Source organism: Arthrobacter sp. BK1, from assembly GCF_056680055.1.
Map to the genome: position 1 here is coordinate 3,921,572 of NZ_CM155263.1, position 14,881 is coordinate 3,936,452.

At 66.8% G+C, this 14,881-nt stretch carries 15 protein-coding genes; 12 read left to right on the forward strand and 3 right to left on the reverse strand.

Annotated elements, in window-relative coordinates; translation table 11 throughout:
* The first annotated feature begins 105 nt into the window (after positions 1-105).
* The 8 genes from AC1MCA_RS17930 (at position 106) to AC1MCA_RS17965 (ending at position 9,367) form a co-directional block, all read left to right on the forward strand.
* Positions 106-1,806, forward strand: a complete 1,701-nt coding sequence (locus AC1MCA_RS17930; RefSeq protein WP_479799667.1) for a DUF8094 domain-containing protein — start codon at positions 106-108, stop codon at positions 1,804-1,806.
* Positions 1,807-1,875: 69 nt separating this feature from the next.
* A complete protein-coding gene (locus tag AC1MCA_RS17935) occupies positions 1,876-2,880 on the forward strand; it encodes a tetratricopeptide repeat protein (RefSeq protein WP_479799668.1) in 1,005 nt (334 codons plus the stop codon).
* The gene (locus AC1MCA_RS17940; RefSeq protein WP_479799669.1) at positions 2,880-3,977 is read left to right on the forward strand and encodes an NADH:flavin oxidoreductase/NADH oxidase; all 1,098 of its coding nucleotides are present in this window, start codon (positions 2,880-2,882) and stop codon (positions 3,975-3,977) included. Before AC1MCA_RS17935 ends, AC1MCA_RS17940 begins: the two co-directional genes overlap by 1 nt.
* Before the next feature lie 57 nt (positions 3,978-4,034).
* On the forward strand, positions 4,035-4,829 hold the full coding sequence (locus AC1MCA_RS17945; RefSeq protein ID WP_479799670.1) for an ABC transporter ATP-binding protein: 795 nt from the start codon (positions 4,035-4,037) through the stop codon (positions 4,827-4,829).
* Positions 4,811-6,382 (forward strand): transporter, encoded by a 1,572-nt coding sequence (locus AC1MCA_RS17950; RefSeq protein WP_479799671.1) that lies wholly within the window; start codon positions 4,811-4,813, stop codon positions 6,380-6,382. The genes AC1MCA_RS17945 and AC1MCA_RS17950 overlap by 19 nt, the downstream gene beginning before the upstream one ends.
* A gap of 25 nt (positions 6,383-6,407) precedes the next feature.
* The gene (gene nagB, locus AC1MCA_RS17955; RefSeq protein WP_479799672.1) at positions 6,408-7,190 is read left to right on the forward strand and encodes a glucosamine-6-phosphate deaminase; all 783 of its coding nucleotides are present in this window, start codon (positions 6,408-6,410) and stop codon (positions 7,188-7,190) included.
* A gap of 51 nt (positions 7,191-7,241) precedes the next feature.
* Positions 7,242-7,583, forward strand: coding sequence for a DUF3039 domain-containing protein (locus tag AC1MCA_RS17960; RefSeq protein WP_066292415.1), 342 nt, complete (start codon positions 7,242-7,244; stop codon positions 7,581-7,583).
* Positions 7,583-9,367, forward strand: coding sequence for a DEAD/DEAH box helicase (locus tag AC1MCA_RS17965; protein WP_479799673.1), 1,785 nt, complete (start codon positions 7,583-7,585; stop codon positions 9,365-9,367). Before AC1MCA_RS17960 ends, AC1MCA_RS17965 begins: the two co-directional genes overlap by 1 nt.
* 31 nt (positions 9,368-9,398) lie before the next feature.
* Here AC1MCA_RS17965 and AC1MCA_RS17970 read toward each other — a convergent pair whose 3' ends face one another.
* The gene (locus AC1MCA_RS17970) at positions 9,399-10,037 is read right to left on the reverse strand and encodes an isochorismatase family protein (protein ID WP_479799674.1); all 639 of its coding nucleotides are present in this window, start codon (positions 10,035-10,037) and stop codon (positions 9,399-9,401) included.
* The gene (locus AC1MCA_RS17975; RefSeq protein WP_479799675.1) at positions 10,037-11,365 is read right to left on the reverse strand and encodes a nicotinate phosphoribosyltransferase; all 1,329 of its coding nucleotides are present in this window, start codon (positions 11,363-11,365) and stop codon (positions 10,037-10,039) included. Before AC1MCA_RS17975 ends, AC1MCA_RS17970 begins: the two co-directional genes overlap by 1 nt.
* A gap of 155 nt (positions 11,366-11,520) precedes the next feature.
* On the opposite strand from AC1MCA_RS17975, the gene clpS reads away from it, so the two are divergent.
* The 4 genes from clpS (at position 11,521) to AC1MCA_RS17995 (ending at position 14,390) form a co-directional block, all read left to right on the forward strand.
* Complete coding sequence (gene clpS / locus AC1MCA_RS17980; protein WP_108599363.1) at positions 11,521-11,904, forward strand: ATP-dependent Clp protease adapter ClpS; 384 nt, start codon at positions 11,521-11,523, stop codon at positions 11,902-11,904.
* Positions 11,897-12,463: a DUF2017 domain-containing protein gene (locus tag AC1MCA_RS17985; RefSeq protein WP_108599364.1), complete on the forward strand. Its 567-nt coding sequence runs from the start codon at positions 11,897-11,899 to the stop codon at positions 12,461-12,463. Before clpS ends, AC1MCA_RS17985 begins: the two co-directional genes overlap by 8 nt.
* Before the next feature lie 68 nt (positions 12,464-12,531).
* A complete protein-coding gene (gene murI, locus AC1MCA_RS17990; RefSeq protein ID WP_479799676.1) occupies positions 12,532-13,596 on the forward strand; it encodes a glutamate racemase in 1,065 nt (354 codons plus the stop codon).
* A complete protein-coding gene (locus tag AC1MCA_RS17995) occupies positions 13,593-14,390 on the forward strand; it encodes an MBL fold metallo-hydrolase (protein ID WP_108599366.1) in 798 nt (265 codons plus the stop codon). Before murI ends, AC1MCA_RS17995 begins: the two co-directional genes overlap by 4 nt.
* On the opposite strand, the gene AC1MCA_RS18000 is transcribed toward AC1MCA_RS17995, so the two are convergent.
* Positions 14,387-14,875, reverse strand: coding sequence for a group II truncated hemoglobin (locus AC1MCA_RS18000; protein ID WP_479799677.1), 489 nt, complete (start codon positions 14,873-14,875; stop codon positions 14,387-14,389). The genes AC1MCA_RS17995 and AC1MCA_RS18000 overlap by 4 nt on opposite strands.
* Positions 14,876-14,881: the final 6 nt, after the last annotated feature.

Sequence of the window (14,881 nt, forward strand, 5' to 3'; positions counted from 1 at the left end):
ACTCCCAACCGGGAACCGGGAAGGTCAACGGGCGCCCAAAAGGGGCTCCTGGTAACAAAACGGTTACTATTGAAAGCAAACCCCCGCTGATGATAGGTGTTTCCTTTGCGTTTCAAGACTGCAGTCGCACTCGTGCTGCTCGGCCTCCTGACACTTCTGGCCGGTATCGGCCAGAAAACCATCTGGGCTCCCTCCGAGACCTTCACGGCTTCGGCCCCGTCAGATGCCGCCGAGGCCCCCCTGACCGTTATCGACCAGAAACTGCGCACGCTGCACGGTGGAACGGTCAAGATCGACATTGAGGGTGACGGCAACTTCATGCTCGCCGCCGGCCGGCCCGATGACGTTGACGCCTGGGTAGGCCAGACGGCCCACAACACCATCACCGGGGTTACCGAGGACCAGAAGTCGCTCCAGGTGGAGCACGCCAACGGTGAGGCGACAGCTCCGAACCCGGCCGGCTCCGATCTGTGGGTCTCCACGGAGAACGCCAGCGGTGAGCTGGAGTACACCTGGACCCCGCCTGCCGACGGCGAGTGGACGCTCCTGCTGGCCTCCGACGGCACCAAGCCTGCGCCGGCCACCATCTCCATGACATTCCCCAATGACACCGCCACCCCCTGGGCCATCCCGCTGATGGTCCTGGGCGGACTCCTGATGCTCGCCGGGATTGCCTTGGCGCTCCTCTCCGCACGCAAGAAGGACGGCGAAGGCGACGGCCAGGGCAGCGGGTTTGCCCAGCGCGCCCGGGCGAAGTCTGAAGCACGCTCCTCGTCACGGCTCCCGATGGTCTCCGGCGGCGTAGCTACTGCCGCTGTGACGGCCGCTGTTGTTGCATTCACCGGTGGCGCCGCCACCGCTGCCACCAGCCCCGCGCCGGCTCCGGCAACGGAATCCGCTGCCGCCGCCGGGCAGCCGGCTGCATCGCCTGTCCTCCTGGACGCCCAGTTCCGCCGCATCCTGGAACAGGTCTCCAGTGCCGCGGACGCCGGCGACGCCGCCAAGGACGCAGCCCAGCTCGCAGAGCGGGTTGGCGGGACCGAGCTTGAAGTCCGCACCCAGAACTACAAGATCCGTTCCCAAGTGGGCACCTACGAAGCCCGGATGCCGGTCCGGTCCACGAAGCTCCTCACCACGGTGGTCACCAGTGAGCGCAGCTGGCCCCGCTCCGTCCTCGCTGTCACCCAGGGCGACGGCAACGTTGTCCCGCAGCTGCTGACTTTGGTTCAGCCCTCACCGCGGGAAAACTACAAGCTGACCGAGACCACCCCGCTGCAGCCGGGCACAACGTTCCCTGCCATCGACCGGAGCGGCACCGAGACGCTCGCCGCCGCAGACAAGTCGGGGCTGCTCTACAGCGGCGAAGAAGCCCTTGCAGGCCTGGCGGACCGCCTGTCCAACGCCGAGTCCAGTTTCAAGGACAAACTGGTGGAGGGCGCCTCCTCGCCGTACATCGCGGACACGCTGTCCTACCAGGCAGAAGTGGTTAAATCAGGCGAAAATGGCAACTTCTCCTTCACCCACAAGGTAGTGCCCGAAAGCACCGTGGTATTCCGGACCGCCGACGGCGGGGCGCTGGTCCTGGGCCGGATCAACTTCGGTTTCGATGGCACCCCCAAAGCCTCCGGCGACAAACTGACCATCGGTGACGATGCCGCGGCGCTTGCCGGCGGCAAGGAAACCACCACGGGCATGGTCCTGAACTTCGCCGAATCCATGGCGGTCTACGTCCCGCCGGCAGGCTCCACGGATCCCATGAAGCTGGTGGCAGCCACCCGCGGGCTGGTAGGCGCAAGCTTCAAGTAACGCCTCAGGGCTAAACCCCCCCTTCACGCAGTACACCCGGCAGCGGCCGGAGTGGCTAGAGTGGAAAGCATGAGTTCGCCAGCTTCCCGCCCTGTCCCTCCAGCCGCTGCCAGCCTGCTTAACCTGCGTGGCGCCGTCGACCTTTCCTCCTTGAAACAGCGGCAGGCGCCGCCGGCAGGTGCAGTCAACCCACCCGCCGGCCCGCCCGCTCCTGGCGGTTCAGCCCCGGATACCGGAGGGGCCGACGCCGGGCCCGCACCCCTGCGCGTGGAGGTCACCGAGAGCAACTTCCAGGAGCTGGTGGAACTCTCTGCCCAGGTTCCGGTTGTCATCGCGCTGTGGGCCGCCTATTCGCCCGAATCCGCCGGTATGCTGGAAACCCTCGAACACGTGGTCAACAGCTTTGGCGGCAGGCTGGTCCTGGGAACCGCGGACATCGACGCCTTCCCGCAGCTGGCACAGGCGTTCCAGGTCCAGGCCGTCCCCACGGCCGTCGCCGTCCTCAAGGGCCAGCCGGTGCCCCTCTTCCAAGGCGGCGCCGAGGACGCCCAGATCCGGGGCATCCTGGATGAGCTGCTGAAAGTAGCTGCAGCGAACGGGGTCACGGGCAGCCTGGGCGGTGGCGCACCGCAGGATGCTGAACCCGCGCCGCTTCCGCCGCTGCACCAGGCCGCGTTCGACGCCATCGAGGCCGGCGACTACGAGGCTGCGGCGGTTGCCTACCGCCAGGCCCTGCTGGAAATGCCCGCCGACGCAGAAGCCAAGGCCGGCCTGGCCCAGGTGGAACTGATGGCCCGGCTGCAGCCGCTTTCGGCCGGCGATACCGAAGCGCTCCGGACCCGCGCCGCCACCGAACCCGATGACCTTGAGGTGCAGCTCCGTGTGGCGGACCTGGACGTGGCGGGCGGTCATGTGGAGGATGCCTTCAACCGCGTGGTCAGCTTCATTGGCCGGAACTTCGGGCCGGAACGGGAAACGGCCCGCGTCCGGCTCCTGGAACTTTTTGACGTGGTGGGCACCACCGACCCCCGTGTTGCCAAGGCACGCCAGGGACTGGCCAGGGTGCTCTTCTAGTGCCGGCCCTCTTCGAGCCGCTGAAGCTCCGCTCGCTGGAGTTGAAGCACCGTGGCTGGGTGTCGCCCATGTGCCAGTACAGCTGCGATCCCGACGGCGCCCCGGGGGTACCGAACGACTGGCACCTGATGCATCTGGGCTCCTTCGCCACCGGCGGCGCCGCGCTCATCCTCACCGAGGCGGCCGCCGTCAACCCGCAGGGCCGGATCAGCCCCAGGGATGCCGGGCTCTACAACGACGAACAGGCCGGGGCCTGGCAGCGGATCACTGGTTTTGTGCACCGCCACGGCGCCGCCGACACCAAAATCGGTGTCCAGCTGGCCCACGCGGGGCGGAAGGCGTCCACCTACTGGCCGTTCTCCGGGCAACGCGGGAGCGTTCCGGAGTCCGACGGCGGCTGGTCCACGGTTGGCCCGTCACGTTCAGCCTTCGATGGCTATGCCGAACCTGCCGGGATGACCGGGGAACAGATCCATGGGGTCATCAGCGATTTCGCCGCCGCTGCAGGGCGTGCTGTCGACGCCGGATTCGACACCGTTGAAATCCACGGAGCCCATGGCTACCTCCTGCACCAGTTCCAGAGCCCGCTGATCAACACGCGGACAGACGCCTGGGGCGGCACCGAGGAAGGCCGCAACAAGCTGATGCTCGCTGTCATTGATGCCGTCCGCAACGTCATCCCCGAATCCATGCCCCTGCTGCTTCGCATTTCGGCCACAGACTGGGCGCGGGGCGGGGTGGATCTCCAGGCATCGGTCCGGCTGGCTGCCCAGGCGGCCGAGCGCGGCGTTGACCTGGTCGATGTCTCCAGCGGAGGTGCCGTGGCCCACCAGGACATCAAGCCCGGCCCGGGCTACCAGTCAGGCTTCTCCGAGCGGATCCGCCGGGAAGCCAGCGTCCCCACGGGCACTGTGGGCCTGCTGACTTCCGCGGACCAGGCCGAACACGCCGTGGCCACCGGACAGGCCGACGGCGTGTTCATTGCCAGGGCGGCGCTCCGCGACCCGCACTGGTGGCTCCGCGCTGCGTTCCAACTGGGACACGAGCTCGCATGGCCGCCGCAGTATGACCGTGCCATGCCGCGGCATTCGTTCTAGGCTGCGCTGGTCCTTCGGCCCTGCACCGGGACCAGGCGCAGGGACTACGCTGGCTGTATGACTGCTCCGCATCCTGATCTGGTGCTGCCCGCCGGCCCGGTCCCTGCCCTGTCCATCCGCGGGCTCGCCAAGCGATTCGGCGGCAAGATTGCGGTGGACGGCATCAGCCTGGACGTCCCGGCGGGTTCCTTTTTCGGGATTGTGGGTCCCAACGGCGCCGGCAAGACCACCACCCTGTCGATGGCCACGGGCCTGCTGCGGCCGGACTTCGGCACTGCCGTGGTGCACGGGGTTGACGTGTGGGCCAAGCCATTGGAGGCCAAGAAGCTGATGGGCATCCTGCCGGACGGGGTGCGCCTCTTTGACCGGCTGACCGGCGAACAGCTCGTCACCTACGCCGGGCTGCTGCGCGGCATGGACAAGGACGTGGTGGCCTCCCGCGTGGGCGAGCTGTTGTCCGCGCTGGACCTTGGCAACGACGCCGGGACCCTGGTGGTGGACTACTCGGCAGGCATGACCAAGAAGATCGCGCTCGCATCCGCCCTGATCCATGCTCCGCGGCTGCTGGTGCTGGACGAGCCCTTCGAATCAGTGGATCCGGTCTCGGCATCTAACATCCGCGCCATCCTGGACCGCTACGTTGCTTCGGGCGGGACGGTGATCGTGTCCAGCCACGTGATGGACCTGGTCCAGCGGATGTGCGACCACGTGGCCGTCGTTGCCGCCGGAAGGCTGCTTGCTGTGGGAACGGTGGATGAGGTCCGCGCCGGGGAATCGCTCGAGGACAGGTTTGTCCAGTTGGTGGGCGGGCGCAACCACACGGAAGGCCTGGAATGGTTGCGCACCTTCTAAGACTGAAGCTGACCCTGCTCCGGAACGGCCTCCGCCGCAGCCCGTGGCAGCTGGTGGGCATGGCCTTCGGCGGGCTGTATGCGCTGGGACTGGTCGGGGCGCTGGTGGTGGCGCTGGTGCTGCTGCGCCGGGCTGATCCGGAACTTGCCCACCTGGCCGTGGTGCTGGGCGGTTCGGCTGCCCTCCTGGGCTGGGGCATAGTTCCCATCGCGGCCTCGGCCGTGGACATGACCCTTGATCCTGCGCGCTTCACCACCTCTGCCATCCCCATGCCTCAGCTCCTGACCGGCCTGGCTCTCGGCGGGCTGATCGGGATCCCGGGCCTGGCCACCGCCTTGGTGGCTCTGGCAACTGTGTGGACCTGGGCCCGGGGCCCGCTACCGGCAGCCGCCGCGCTGGTGGGCGCCGCAGTGGGCGTCCTGAGCTGCATCGTCCTGTCCCGGGTGGTGACCACGGCAACCGCCAGCCTGGCGTCGTCACGCCGCTTCAAGGATGTCAGTGCCATCGCATTTATGATCCCGCTGGTCCTCATGGGCCCGATTGTGGCGGGTGTCAGCCGGGGGGTAGCCGCCTCGGCCGGGTTCCTCACTGAACTGGCGGCCACGCTGTCCTGGACGCCCTTGGGTGCAGCCTGGTCCCTCGGCGGCGATGTTGCCGCCGGCCGGCCCCTTGAAGCCGCCATCAAACTCCTCATCGCACTGGCCACGCTGGCGGGACTGGCCTGGTGCTGGAAGCTGCTCCTGGAGCGCGCTCTGGTCAATCCGCCGTACGCCGGCAGCGGGAGCAGGAAGGGAGGAAAGCTGGGTCTTTTTGGCGTGCTGCCGGCCACCCCGGCCGGTGCCGTGACTGCGAGGTCCCTGACCTACTGGATACGCGATCCCCGCTATTCAGGTTCCCTGGTGGTGGTTCCGCTGCTGCCCCTGCTGCTGGTCTTCCAGGGCAGCCAGTCCGGCGACTACGGGACGCTGGCAATGGCAGCTCCGCTCTCCGCGTTCCTGCTGGCCTGGTCCATCTCGGCAGACGTCTCCTACGACAACACAGCTTTCGCGCTGCATGTGGCCACCGGCGTGCGGGGCTTTGATGACCGGCTCGGGCGTGCTCTTGCCTGCCTGGCCTTCGGCCTTCCGGTGGTCCTCATCTTCGCCGTTGGGCAGGCGTTTTTCACCAGCGCCTGGGTGGCGTTGCCGGGCCAGCTTGGCCTCAGCCTGGGTGTCCTGTTCACCGGCCTGGGGCTGTCGTCCGTAGTGTCGGCCCGCTACACCGTTGCTGTTCCGCTGCCCGGGGACAGCCCGTTCAAAAAGCCTCCGGGAAACGTAGGCCAGACCTTGGCTGTGCAGTTCGCCGGCATGGGTATCCTCAGTCTGCTGGTCCTGCCCGAAGTGGGACTCTTCATCGCCCAGATGGTCACCGGCAACCCCGTCTTCGGGTGGGCCAACCTGGCCGTGGGCCTGATGCTGGGACTGGCTTTGTTTGGAGCAGGCATCCGGCTGGGTGGAAAGTGGCTCGATGCCCGCGGCCCTGAACTGCTGGCCCAGCTCACCGTGAACCGCTGAATCCGGTCAACGAAAGGTCTGGTCCATGGAAGTCGTCATCCTCCCCGGTAGCAGGCAGATCGGAAAGCTGGCGGCCTCTGCCATCGAGGAACTGCTGCGGAAGAAGCCGGAGGCCGTGCTGGGCCTGGCCACCGGGTCCTCGCCCCTGCCCGTCTACGACGAACTGGCCGCGAGGCACAGCAGCGGCGGCCTCGATTTCAGCAGGGCACATGCCTTTGCGCTGGACGAGTACGTGGGGCTGGAGCATGGGCATCCGGAATCCTATAGGGAAGTGATCCGGCGGGAGTTCACCAGCCGGGTAAACATTGATGAAACCAATGTCCACACGCCCGACGGCGCCGCGGAAGACCTTCCCGCAGCCTGCCGTTCGTACGAGGACGCCATGCAGGCAGTGGGCGGGGTGGACCTCCAGCTTCTCGGCGTGGGAACCGATGGCCACATCGGCTTCAACGAACCGGGCTCCTCCCTCGCGTCCCGGACCCGCATCAAGACCCTGATCGAGCAGACCCGGCGGGACAATGCCCGGTTCTTCCCAAGCCTGGCCGCGGTGCCGCACCACGTGGTCACCCAGGGGCTGGGCACCATCATGGAAGCCCGGCACGTGGTCCTGGTGGCCACCGGTGCCCGGAAGGCCCCGGCAGTCCGCGACTTTGTGGAGGGGCCGGTTTCGGCGTTCTGCCCGGCATCGATCCTGCAGTTCCACCCGCATGCCACCATCCTCGTGGACGAGGCCGCGGCGTCCTCGCTGAAGCTGGCCGACTTCTACCGGCACACCTATGAGCACAAACCTGCCTGGCAGGGACTGTGAGGGCGAAACGGTCCGGCCGCCGTCGAACGTCCACATCCGGGGGAGGCTAAGATGGATGCCATGACTAGCATGACGGACCCTCTCGAAAACGACCCGATGCGCGAGCTTTCCGGGGCTGGAACGTCCACGGCCACCATCGAGCGCGAAGAGCTGCGCCAGGAAGTGGAGCCCGGTGACCGGGAACGCTTCTCGCACTACGTGCGCAAGGAAAAGATCATGGAGTCCGCACTGACGGGTGAGCCCGTCATTGCCCTGTGCGGCAAGGTGTGGACCCCCGGCCGGGATCCACAGAAGTTCCCCGTGTGCCCCATGTGCAAAGAGGTTTATGAAGGCCTCCGCCCGGGCAACGACGGCGGCAAGGGTCCCGGAGGGGACTCAGGCAACAACAAGTAGTGACGGAGACGCTCTTTGGCGGCCCCACCCTGCCTCCGGCTTATCCGGAACGTGCAGCCTGGGGAACCGCCCAAAAACTCCGTGCCTGGCAGCAGGAAGCACTCGATCTCTACTTCAGGACCGGTCCCCGGGACTTCCTCGCAGTAGCAACTCCCGGCGCCGGTAAAACCACCTTCGCCCTGCGCGTGGCTTCCATGCTCATCGAATCCGGGGCCGTGAACCGGGTGACCATCGTGGCGCCCACGGACCACCTGAAGCGGCAGTGGGCCGATGCCGCCGCCAAGGTGGGCATCGCCATTGATCCGAACTTCAAGAACGCCGACGGCCAGCACGGCCGCGGCTTCGTCGGTGTGGCAGTCACGTACGCGCAGGTCGCCAGCAAGCCGATGCTGCACCGCGCCAAAACGGAGGCCGCCCGCACCCTGGTGATCCTTGACGAGATCCACCACGGCGGCGAGGCGTTGTCCTGGGGTGATGGCCTCAAGGAGGCCTTCGATCCCGCAGCCCGGCGGCTGTCCCTGACGGGTACGCCGTTCCGCTCGGACACCTCACCCATCCCGTTCGTGGACTACGCCGAGGACCGCGACGGCATCAGGCGCTCCAAAGCGGACTACACCTATGGCTACGGCAATGCCCTGCGCGACCACGTGGTGCGGCCGGTCATGTTCATGGCCTACTCCGGGCAGATGCGGTGGCGTACCAGCGCCGGAGAAGAGATGGCTGCTTCCCTCGGGGAAGCGGCTGTCACCAAGGACATCACCGCCCATGCCTGGCGGACCGCCCTGAACCCCGCGGGCGAATGGATCCCAGCCGTCCTGGCCGGAGCCGACAAGCGCCTGAGTGAAGTGCGCCGCACCGTCCCTGATGCCGGCGGCCTGGTCATCGCCACGGACCACGAGGATGCCAGGGCCTATGCGGGCCAGCTGAAGAAGATCACCGGTGAATCGCCAACGGTGATCCTCTCGGACGACGTCAAGGCCTCAAGCAAGATTGAAGAGTTCACCACCAGCGAGAAACGCTGGATGGTGGCAGTCCGCATGGTTTCCGAAGGCGTGGACGTTCCCCGCCTTTCCGTGGGTGTCTATGCCACGTCCACGTCCACACCGCTGTTCTTCGCCCAGGCGGTGGGCCGCTTTGTGCGTGCCCGTAAGCGGGGTGAGACCGCCTCGGTGTTCCTTCCTTCGGTGCCGGCGCTGATGGGACTGGCCAACTCCATGGAAATGGAACGGGACCACGCCCTGGACCGCCCCGAAAAGGAGGACGCTGACGGCCTGTTCTCGCCTGAGGATTCCCTGATGGCGGAGGCCAACCGGGAGGACAAGGCCTCGGACAGCCTGACCAAAGGCAAGTTTGAAGCCCTCGATTCGCAGGCGTCCTTTGACCGGGTCCTGTTCGACGGCGGCGAGTTCGGCACCGGGGGAGAGGTGGGCTCCGAGGATGAACTGGATTTCCTGGGCATACCCGGCCTTCTGGATGCCGAGCAGGTAGGCACCCTTCTCCGGCAGCGCCAGCATGAGCAGCTCAACCGGAAGAACCGGCGCTCGCCGGCGGCTGAACCGGCCGCCGCGGCACCGGCAATTCCTGACCACCGGATGCTGATGGACTTGCGGAACGAGCTTGCCAAGAACGTGGCAGCCTGGTCGGCCCGGACCGGGACCCCGCACGGGGTGGTTCACACCAAGCTCCGGACCGTCTGTGGCGGCCCCCCGGTGGCACAGGCCAACGAGGAACAGCTTCAGTCGAGGCTGCGGAAACTCCAGGACTGGTTCATCGGCCGGAAGTGAAGCGGCCCGGAGGTGAACCGGCCGGACGTGTTCAGCCGATTTCGACGCCGCCGAGTTCCATTTCGGCAACGGCATCGTCGAGGTCCTCGGCAATGCCGGCCGTCAGGGAGCGGATGACGGTCACGGAGTACCCGGCCTGGACTGCGTCCAGCGCAGTGGCCATCACGCAGTAGTCGGTGGCGATCCCCACCACCACCACGTCCTCGACGTCGTGGCTCTGCAGCCAGTCGTCCAGCCCGATGGCGTCCTCCGCCGGAGAATAGTCCTCTGCCTCTGCAGCGGCGGGAAGGGAACCGGCCAGGCGTTCGCCGGTGGGGACGGCATCCTCAGGCGCCAGCAGGCCCTCGAAGCCGGAGTACGCTGCGGCGAACTGGCCTTTCTGGAAGTACGCCTGGATGTACTCCGTGTCCAGGTCCGGGTGCAGTTCGGCGCCCCGCGTTCCCGCTACGCAGTGGCGGGGCCAGCTGTCTTTGAAGTCCGGGGTTTCGGAGAAATGCGCACCGGGATCGATGTGCCAGTCCTGGGTGGCAACAATATGGTCGAATTCGGTGTGGTGGGCGTCAACATAGTCACTGATGGCTGAAGCCACGTGGGCGCCGCCGGCCACGGCCAGCGAACCGCCCTCGCAGAAGTCGTTCTGGACGTCGACGATGATCAGGGCGCGGGACATCAGTTCTCCTCGTAGATGGTGGGGATGGCCGGCTCGCCGCGCTGCAGGCGGTTGACCACGGCGGGCAGTTCGGCCATGGTGTCAGCATGCCGCTGCCGGGCCCGCACAACGCCTTCATGCCCGGTCCAGCCGGGCAGCAGCTCGCCGTTCTTCATGAACTGCTGCAGCAGGGGCCTGTCGTTGCCGTCGTCGTCGGGGCGGTGACCGATCCCGACGATTTCCTGGGTGGCGGTGCCGCGCTCGTTGAGTTTGCGCAGCGCATACTTGCGTCCGCCCATGCTGGTTTTGTTCTTCGCGGCCTTGGCCACTGACACGAAATTGCCGGCGTCGTCGGTGCGGCTCACCAGCTTGTAGACCATGCTGGCAGTGGGCGCGCCCGAGCCGGTCACCAGTGACGTGCCCACCCCGTAGGAGTCGACAGGAGCGGACTGGAGCCCCGCGATGGCGAATTCGTCAAGGTCCGAGGTGACCATGATCCGGGTGTTCTCATTGCCGAGTTCATCGAGGAGCCGCCGGACCCACTGTGCCTGGGCCACGAGGTCGCCGGAGTCGAGGCGGACACCCCCAAGTTTTGGCCCTGCCAACTCAACGGCCGTCCGGACGGCCGTTTCGACGTCGTACGTGTCCACGAGCAGCGAGGTGCCTTCCCCCAGGGAGGCGAGCTGGGCCTCGAACGCCTCGCGTTCAGTGTCGTGCAGGAGGGTGAAGGAGTGTGCGGCGGTTCCCACGGTCTTGATGCCGTAGCGGATGCCTGCCTCGAGGTTGGACGTGCTGTGGAATCCGGCGATGACGGCGGCCCGCGCGGAGGCCGTGGCCGCTTCCTCGTGCGTGCGGCGGGATCCCATTTCGATGCAGGGCCGGTTGCCTGCCGCGGTGATCATGCGGGACGCGGCGGAGGCAATGGCGCTGTCATGGTTCAGGACCGAGAGTATGTACGTCTCGAGCATGCACGCTTCGGCGAACGTGGATTCGACGATGAGGATGGGGGAGTTGGGGAAGTAGGCCTCGCCCTCCGGGTAACCCCAGATGTCACCGGTGAACCGGTAATTTGCCAGGTAGTCCAGGGTGTCCTGGTTGACCACGCCGGTCCGGCCCAGGAAGTCCAGCTCTTCTTCGCCGAAGCGGAAGTCAGCAAGGCCTTCGAGCAGCCGCCCGGTTCCGGCCACGATCCCGTACCGCCGGCCGTCGGGCAGCCGCCTGGCAAAGGCCTCGAACACCGACCTGCGGTGGGCGGCGCCGGAATGCAGCGACGCCTGCAGCATTGTCAGCTCGTAGTGGTCTGTGTACAAGGACGTGCGGGGATGGTCCCAGCCGGCAGGGGTACTCACAAAATTCACTCTAGTCCCCACCGGCTCCCACGTCTCGCTTCGCTTCGCCGCGGGGCCCTAGCCGGCGTGGGCCCACCCACCGGCTCCCACGTCTCGCTTCGCTTCGCCGCGGGGCCCTAGCCGGCGTGGGCCCATACTCCCCATAGAATGGACAGATGACCATAAGCGTTGCGCCCGGCCCTGGTACAAGGGAAGGGACCCGGACCGGCACTGATGCCTCCACCGATTCCCTGACCGCCCCGGACATCCCGTGGAACCTGGTGATCTGGAATGACCCGGTTAATCTGATGAGCTATGTCAGCTACGTGTTCCAGAGCTACTTCGGCTATTCCGAGTCCAAAGCGAACAAGCTGATGATGGAAGTCCACAGGAAGGGCCGCTCCATCGTTGCCCATGGCAGCAAGGAGCAGGTTGAGCGGCACGCAGTCGCCATGCACGGCTTCGGGTTGTGGGCCACCGTGGAAAAAGCCAGCGGCGGAAACGGCGGAAACCCAAAGAAATCCGGCGGGTCCGGCCAGGGCAAGGGGAAACGTGGCTAAGGCATTCAAAAACGGGCTCAAGGGCATCACCGGATTCCTGGAACCGGCCGAGCGGGAACTGCTCCGCAGCCTGATCGACGACGTCATCTCCATGCTTCAGCCGGAAGAGCGCGAAAACCAGGACCCCCTGGCCGCCCTGATCGGGCTGGACATGGACGTTCGTGAACCATCGGACAGAGCGGTCAAGCGGCTGTTGCCCAATGTCATGAAGGACGACGACGGCGCGTCCCTGGAGTTCCGCCAGCTCACCGAACGCTCGCTCCGGGAAACCAAGATCGGCGCGCTGCGCGCCGCCGCGCTGGACCTGGACAAGGACGAGGTGGTCCTGACCGCCGACGGTGCACGGCACTGGTCCATGGCACTGAACGATGTCCGGCTCGTGCTGGCGGAACGGCTGGATATCCGCGATGAGGAGGATGCCGAGCACGTCCACCTGATGCAGGACTGGTCCCAGGCGGAGGACGTGGAAAGCTACCTCGCGCTGGTATACAACTTCACCACCTGGCTGCAGGAGTCCCTGGTCCAGGCGATGCTCCAGTCTCTCGATTCACGCTCCTGAACCGCGCAGGCGTTCCCGGCAGGGATCGTACTGTGACACATTCGACATGAGTCGGCCGCCACAATGTGATGGCTGCGGACTCAGGGAAGACCTATCCTCGAATAATCATGACAACAGCCTCGAGCATGGATCCTTCAGTGGCAGCAGCGCCGGACTCCGCCGCCGGCGACAACACCGGCCAGGTGGGGTCCCGCCCCATCGGGGTCTTTGACTCGGGCGTCGGCGGCCTGACCGTGGCGCGGTCCATCATCGACCAGCTGCCCAACGAATCAATCCTTTACGTGGGGGACACCGCCCACGGCCCCTACGGGCCGCTGCCCATCGCCGAAGTCAGGGCCAATGCCCTGGGCGTGATGGACGAACTGGTGGACTCCGGCGTCAAGCTCCTCACCATTGCCTGCAATTCGGCGTCGGCCGCTGTCCTCCGGGACGCCCGCGAACGCTACACGGCCCGGTACGGCATTCCCGTCATCGAAGTGATCCAGCCGGCCGTCCGGCGTGCAGTTGCCGCCACGCGCAGCGGCCGGATCGGGGTCATCGGCACGTCCGCCACCGTGGGTTCCCGGGCCTACGAGGACACCTTTGCCGCCGCGCCGGACCTGGCCATCACCTCCGTGGCCTGCCCGGAATTCGTCAACTACGTTGAAGCCGGCATCACCATGGGGCCGGCGCTGCTGGCCCTTGCCGAGGAATATCTGGCGCCGCTGAAGGCCGCCGGTGTAGACACCCTGGTGCTTGGCTGCACCCACTATCCGTTGCTGACCGGGGTTATTTCCCTGGTGATGGGCGACGCCGTGACGCTGGTGTCCAGCGCCGAGGAGACAGCCAAGGACGTCTACCGCGCCCTGGCCACCCATGACCTTCAGCGCACCGCGGCCGGCGCGCCCGAACACCACTTCATAGCAACAGGAGACGCCGCCCAGTTCGAGGCCCTGGCCCGCCGCTTCCTGGGGCCGGAGGTCCTCTCCGTCCAGCACGTGGATCACGTCGCCGCTCAATATCCCACGGGAAGCCTGGCCCGGATCACTCCCGAAATGGTGGCGGCAGCCCAGAACGCCGCCTCCGGGCGAACCGCGGGGCCAAGGATTTCGAACTTCGTCAGCATCCCCGGGGCCGGAGGTCCCACCCTGTGAAGCTCACCATCGTTGGCTGCACAGGCTCCTTTCCCGGCCCCGGCTCGCCGGCGTCGTGCTACCTGCTGACAGCCACCGACGGCGAGCGGACGTGGAAGATCGTGATGGACCTGGGAAGCGGGGCGCTGGGTGCCATCCAGCGCTACACAGACCTTGAGGACATCGATGCCATCTTCCTGACCCACCTGCATCCTGACCACTGCATGGACCTGTGCGGCCTGCACGTGGCAGTCCGGTGGAAACCGGGCGGCTGGGGGCGGGGCAGGATCCCGGTGTGGGGACCCGCCGCAACCGCGGACCGGATGGCAACCGCCTACGGGCTGGAACTGGACCCCGGGATGCATGAGGAGTTCGACTTCACCAACTGGACTGAGCGGGAGTCCGTTACCGTGGGGCCCTTCACGGTGACGCCGTTCGCGGTGAACCATCCGGTGGAGGAGGCCTACGCCCTCCGGGTCGAGGCGACGGAGCCGGGCAAGGATGGCCGTAAGGTCACCCGGGTCCTGACCTATTCCGGTGATACCGATTCCTGCGCGGGTCTGGAAGAGGCGGCCAAGGACGCTGACCTGTTCCTTTGCGAGGCCGCTTTCGAGGAAGGCCGGGACGATTCCATCAAGGATGTGCACCTGACCGGTAAGCGGGCCGGTGAGGCAGCGGCCGCGGCTGGTGCGCGCAGGCTCCTCCTCACGCACATCCCCGTCTGGACATCACAGACCACCGTGATGGCCGAAGCCCGGCCCGTCTTCGGCGGCGATGTCGCCGTTGCCGTGGCCGGGGTGCACTACACGATCTAAGGCCCCGGCTGACCGTCCGGGGAGCCGGAACCCGCTTCGCCGGCCAGTCCGTCCCAGGACCAGTGCGGGATGCGGAGCCCGTCCGGCACGTCATCCGCTGAGTCCTGGTAACGGGACAGGCTGGCTGTGGTTGCCCACGCGAAGTAGCTGTTGAGCACGTCGCGGAGCCGGGAGTCGCCGGTGAGTCCGACGTCGGCCAGCGCCTGGTCGAAGCAGGCTATCGCCCTGCGGTCCATTTCCTCGTGCGGGCCGTTGCCACTGTGCAGCCGGACCACGGCTGACTCGTCACCCAAGGAGGCGGAGTACCCGGGCGGGCCCCCCAGGGCCTCCGCCCAATAGGCTGCCAGCCGCCGGCTGTGCTCAGGATGGAATCCGTGGCTGAACGCGTGGCTGACCACACCGTCAGCCATCACTCTCAAGTGCCAGGCCTCGGCTAGGGAGAGGAAGAAGCCGGCGCCTCCGGCCGCCTCGTACACGGTCTGCATGCAGTA

What these genes read in the sequence shown, in the direction of transcription:
- AC1MCA_RS17970 (WP_479799674.1), bottom strand. Translation starts at nt 10,037, where the DNA reads ATGTCCCGCGCCCTGATCATCGTCGACGTCCAGAACGACTTCTGCGAG.
- murI (WP_479799676.1), top strand. Translation starts at nt 12,532, where the DNA reads ATGGCTGCGGACTCAGGGAAGACCTATCCTCGAATAATCATGACAACA.
- AC1MCA_RS17945 (WP_479799670.1), top strand. Translation starts at nt 4,035, where the DNA reads ATGACTGCTCCGCATCCTGATCTGGTGCTGCCCGCCGGCCCGGTCCCT.
- AC1MCA_RS17960 (WP_066292415.1), top strand. Translation starts at nt 7,242, where the DNA reads ATGGATGCCATGACTAGCATGACGGACCCTCTCGAAAACGACCCGATG.
- AC1MCA_RS18000 (WP_479799677.1), bottom strand. Translation starts at nt 14,875, where the DNA reads ATGCAGACCGTGTACGAGGCGGCCGGAGGCGCCGGCTTCTTCCTCTCC.
- AC1MCA_RS17950 (WP_479799671.1), top strand. Translation starts at nt 4,811, where the DNA reads ATGGTTGCGCACCTTCTAAGACTGAAGCTGACCCTGCTCCGGAACGGC.
- nagB (WP_479799672.1), top strand. Translation starts at nt 6,408, where the DNA reads ATGGAAGTCGTCATCCTCCCCGGTAGCAGGCAGATCGGAAAGCTGGCG.
- AC1MCA_RS17935 (WP_479799668.1), top strand. Translation starts at nt 1,876, where the DNA reads ATGAGTTCGCCAGCTTCCCGCCCTGTCCCTCCAGCCGCTGCCAGCCTG.
- clpS (WP_108599363.1), top strand. Translation starts at nt 11,521, where the DNA reads ATGACCATAAGCGTTGCGCCCGGCCCTGGTACAAGGGAAGGGACCCGG.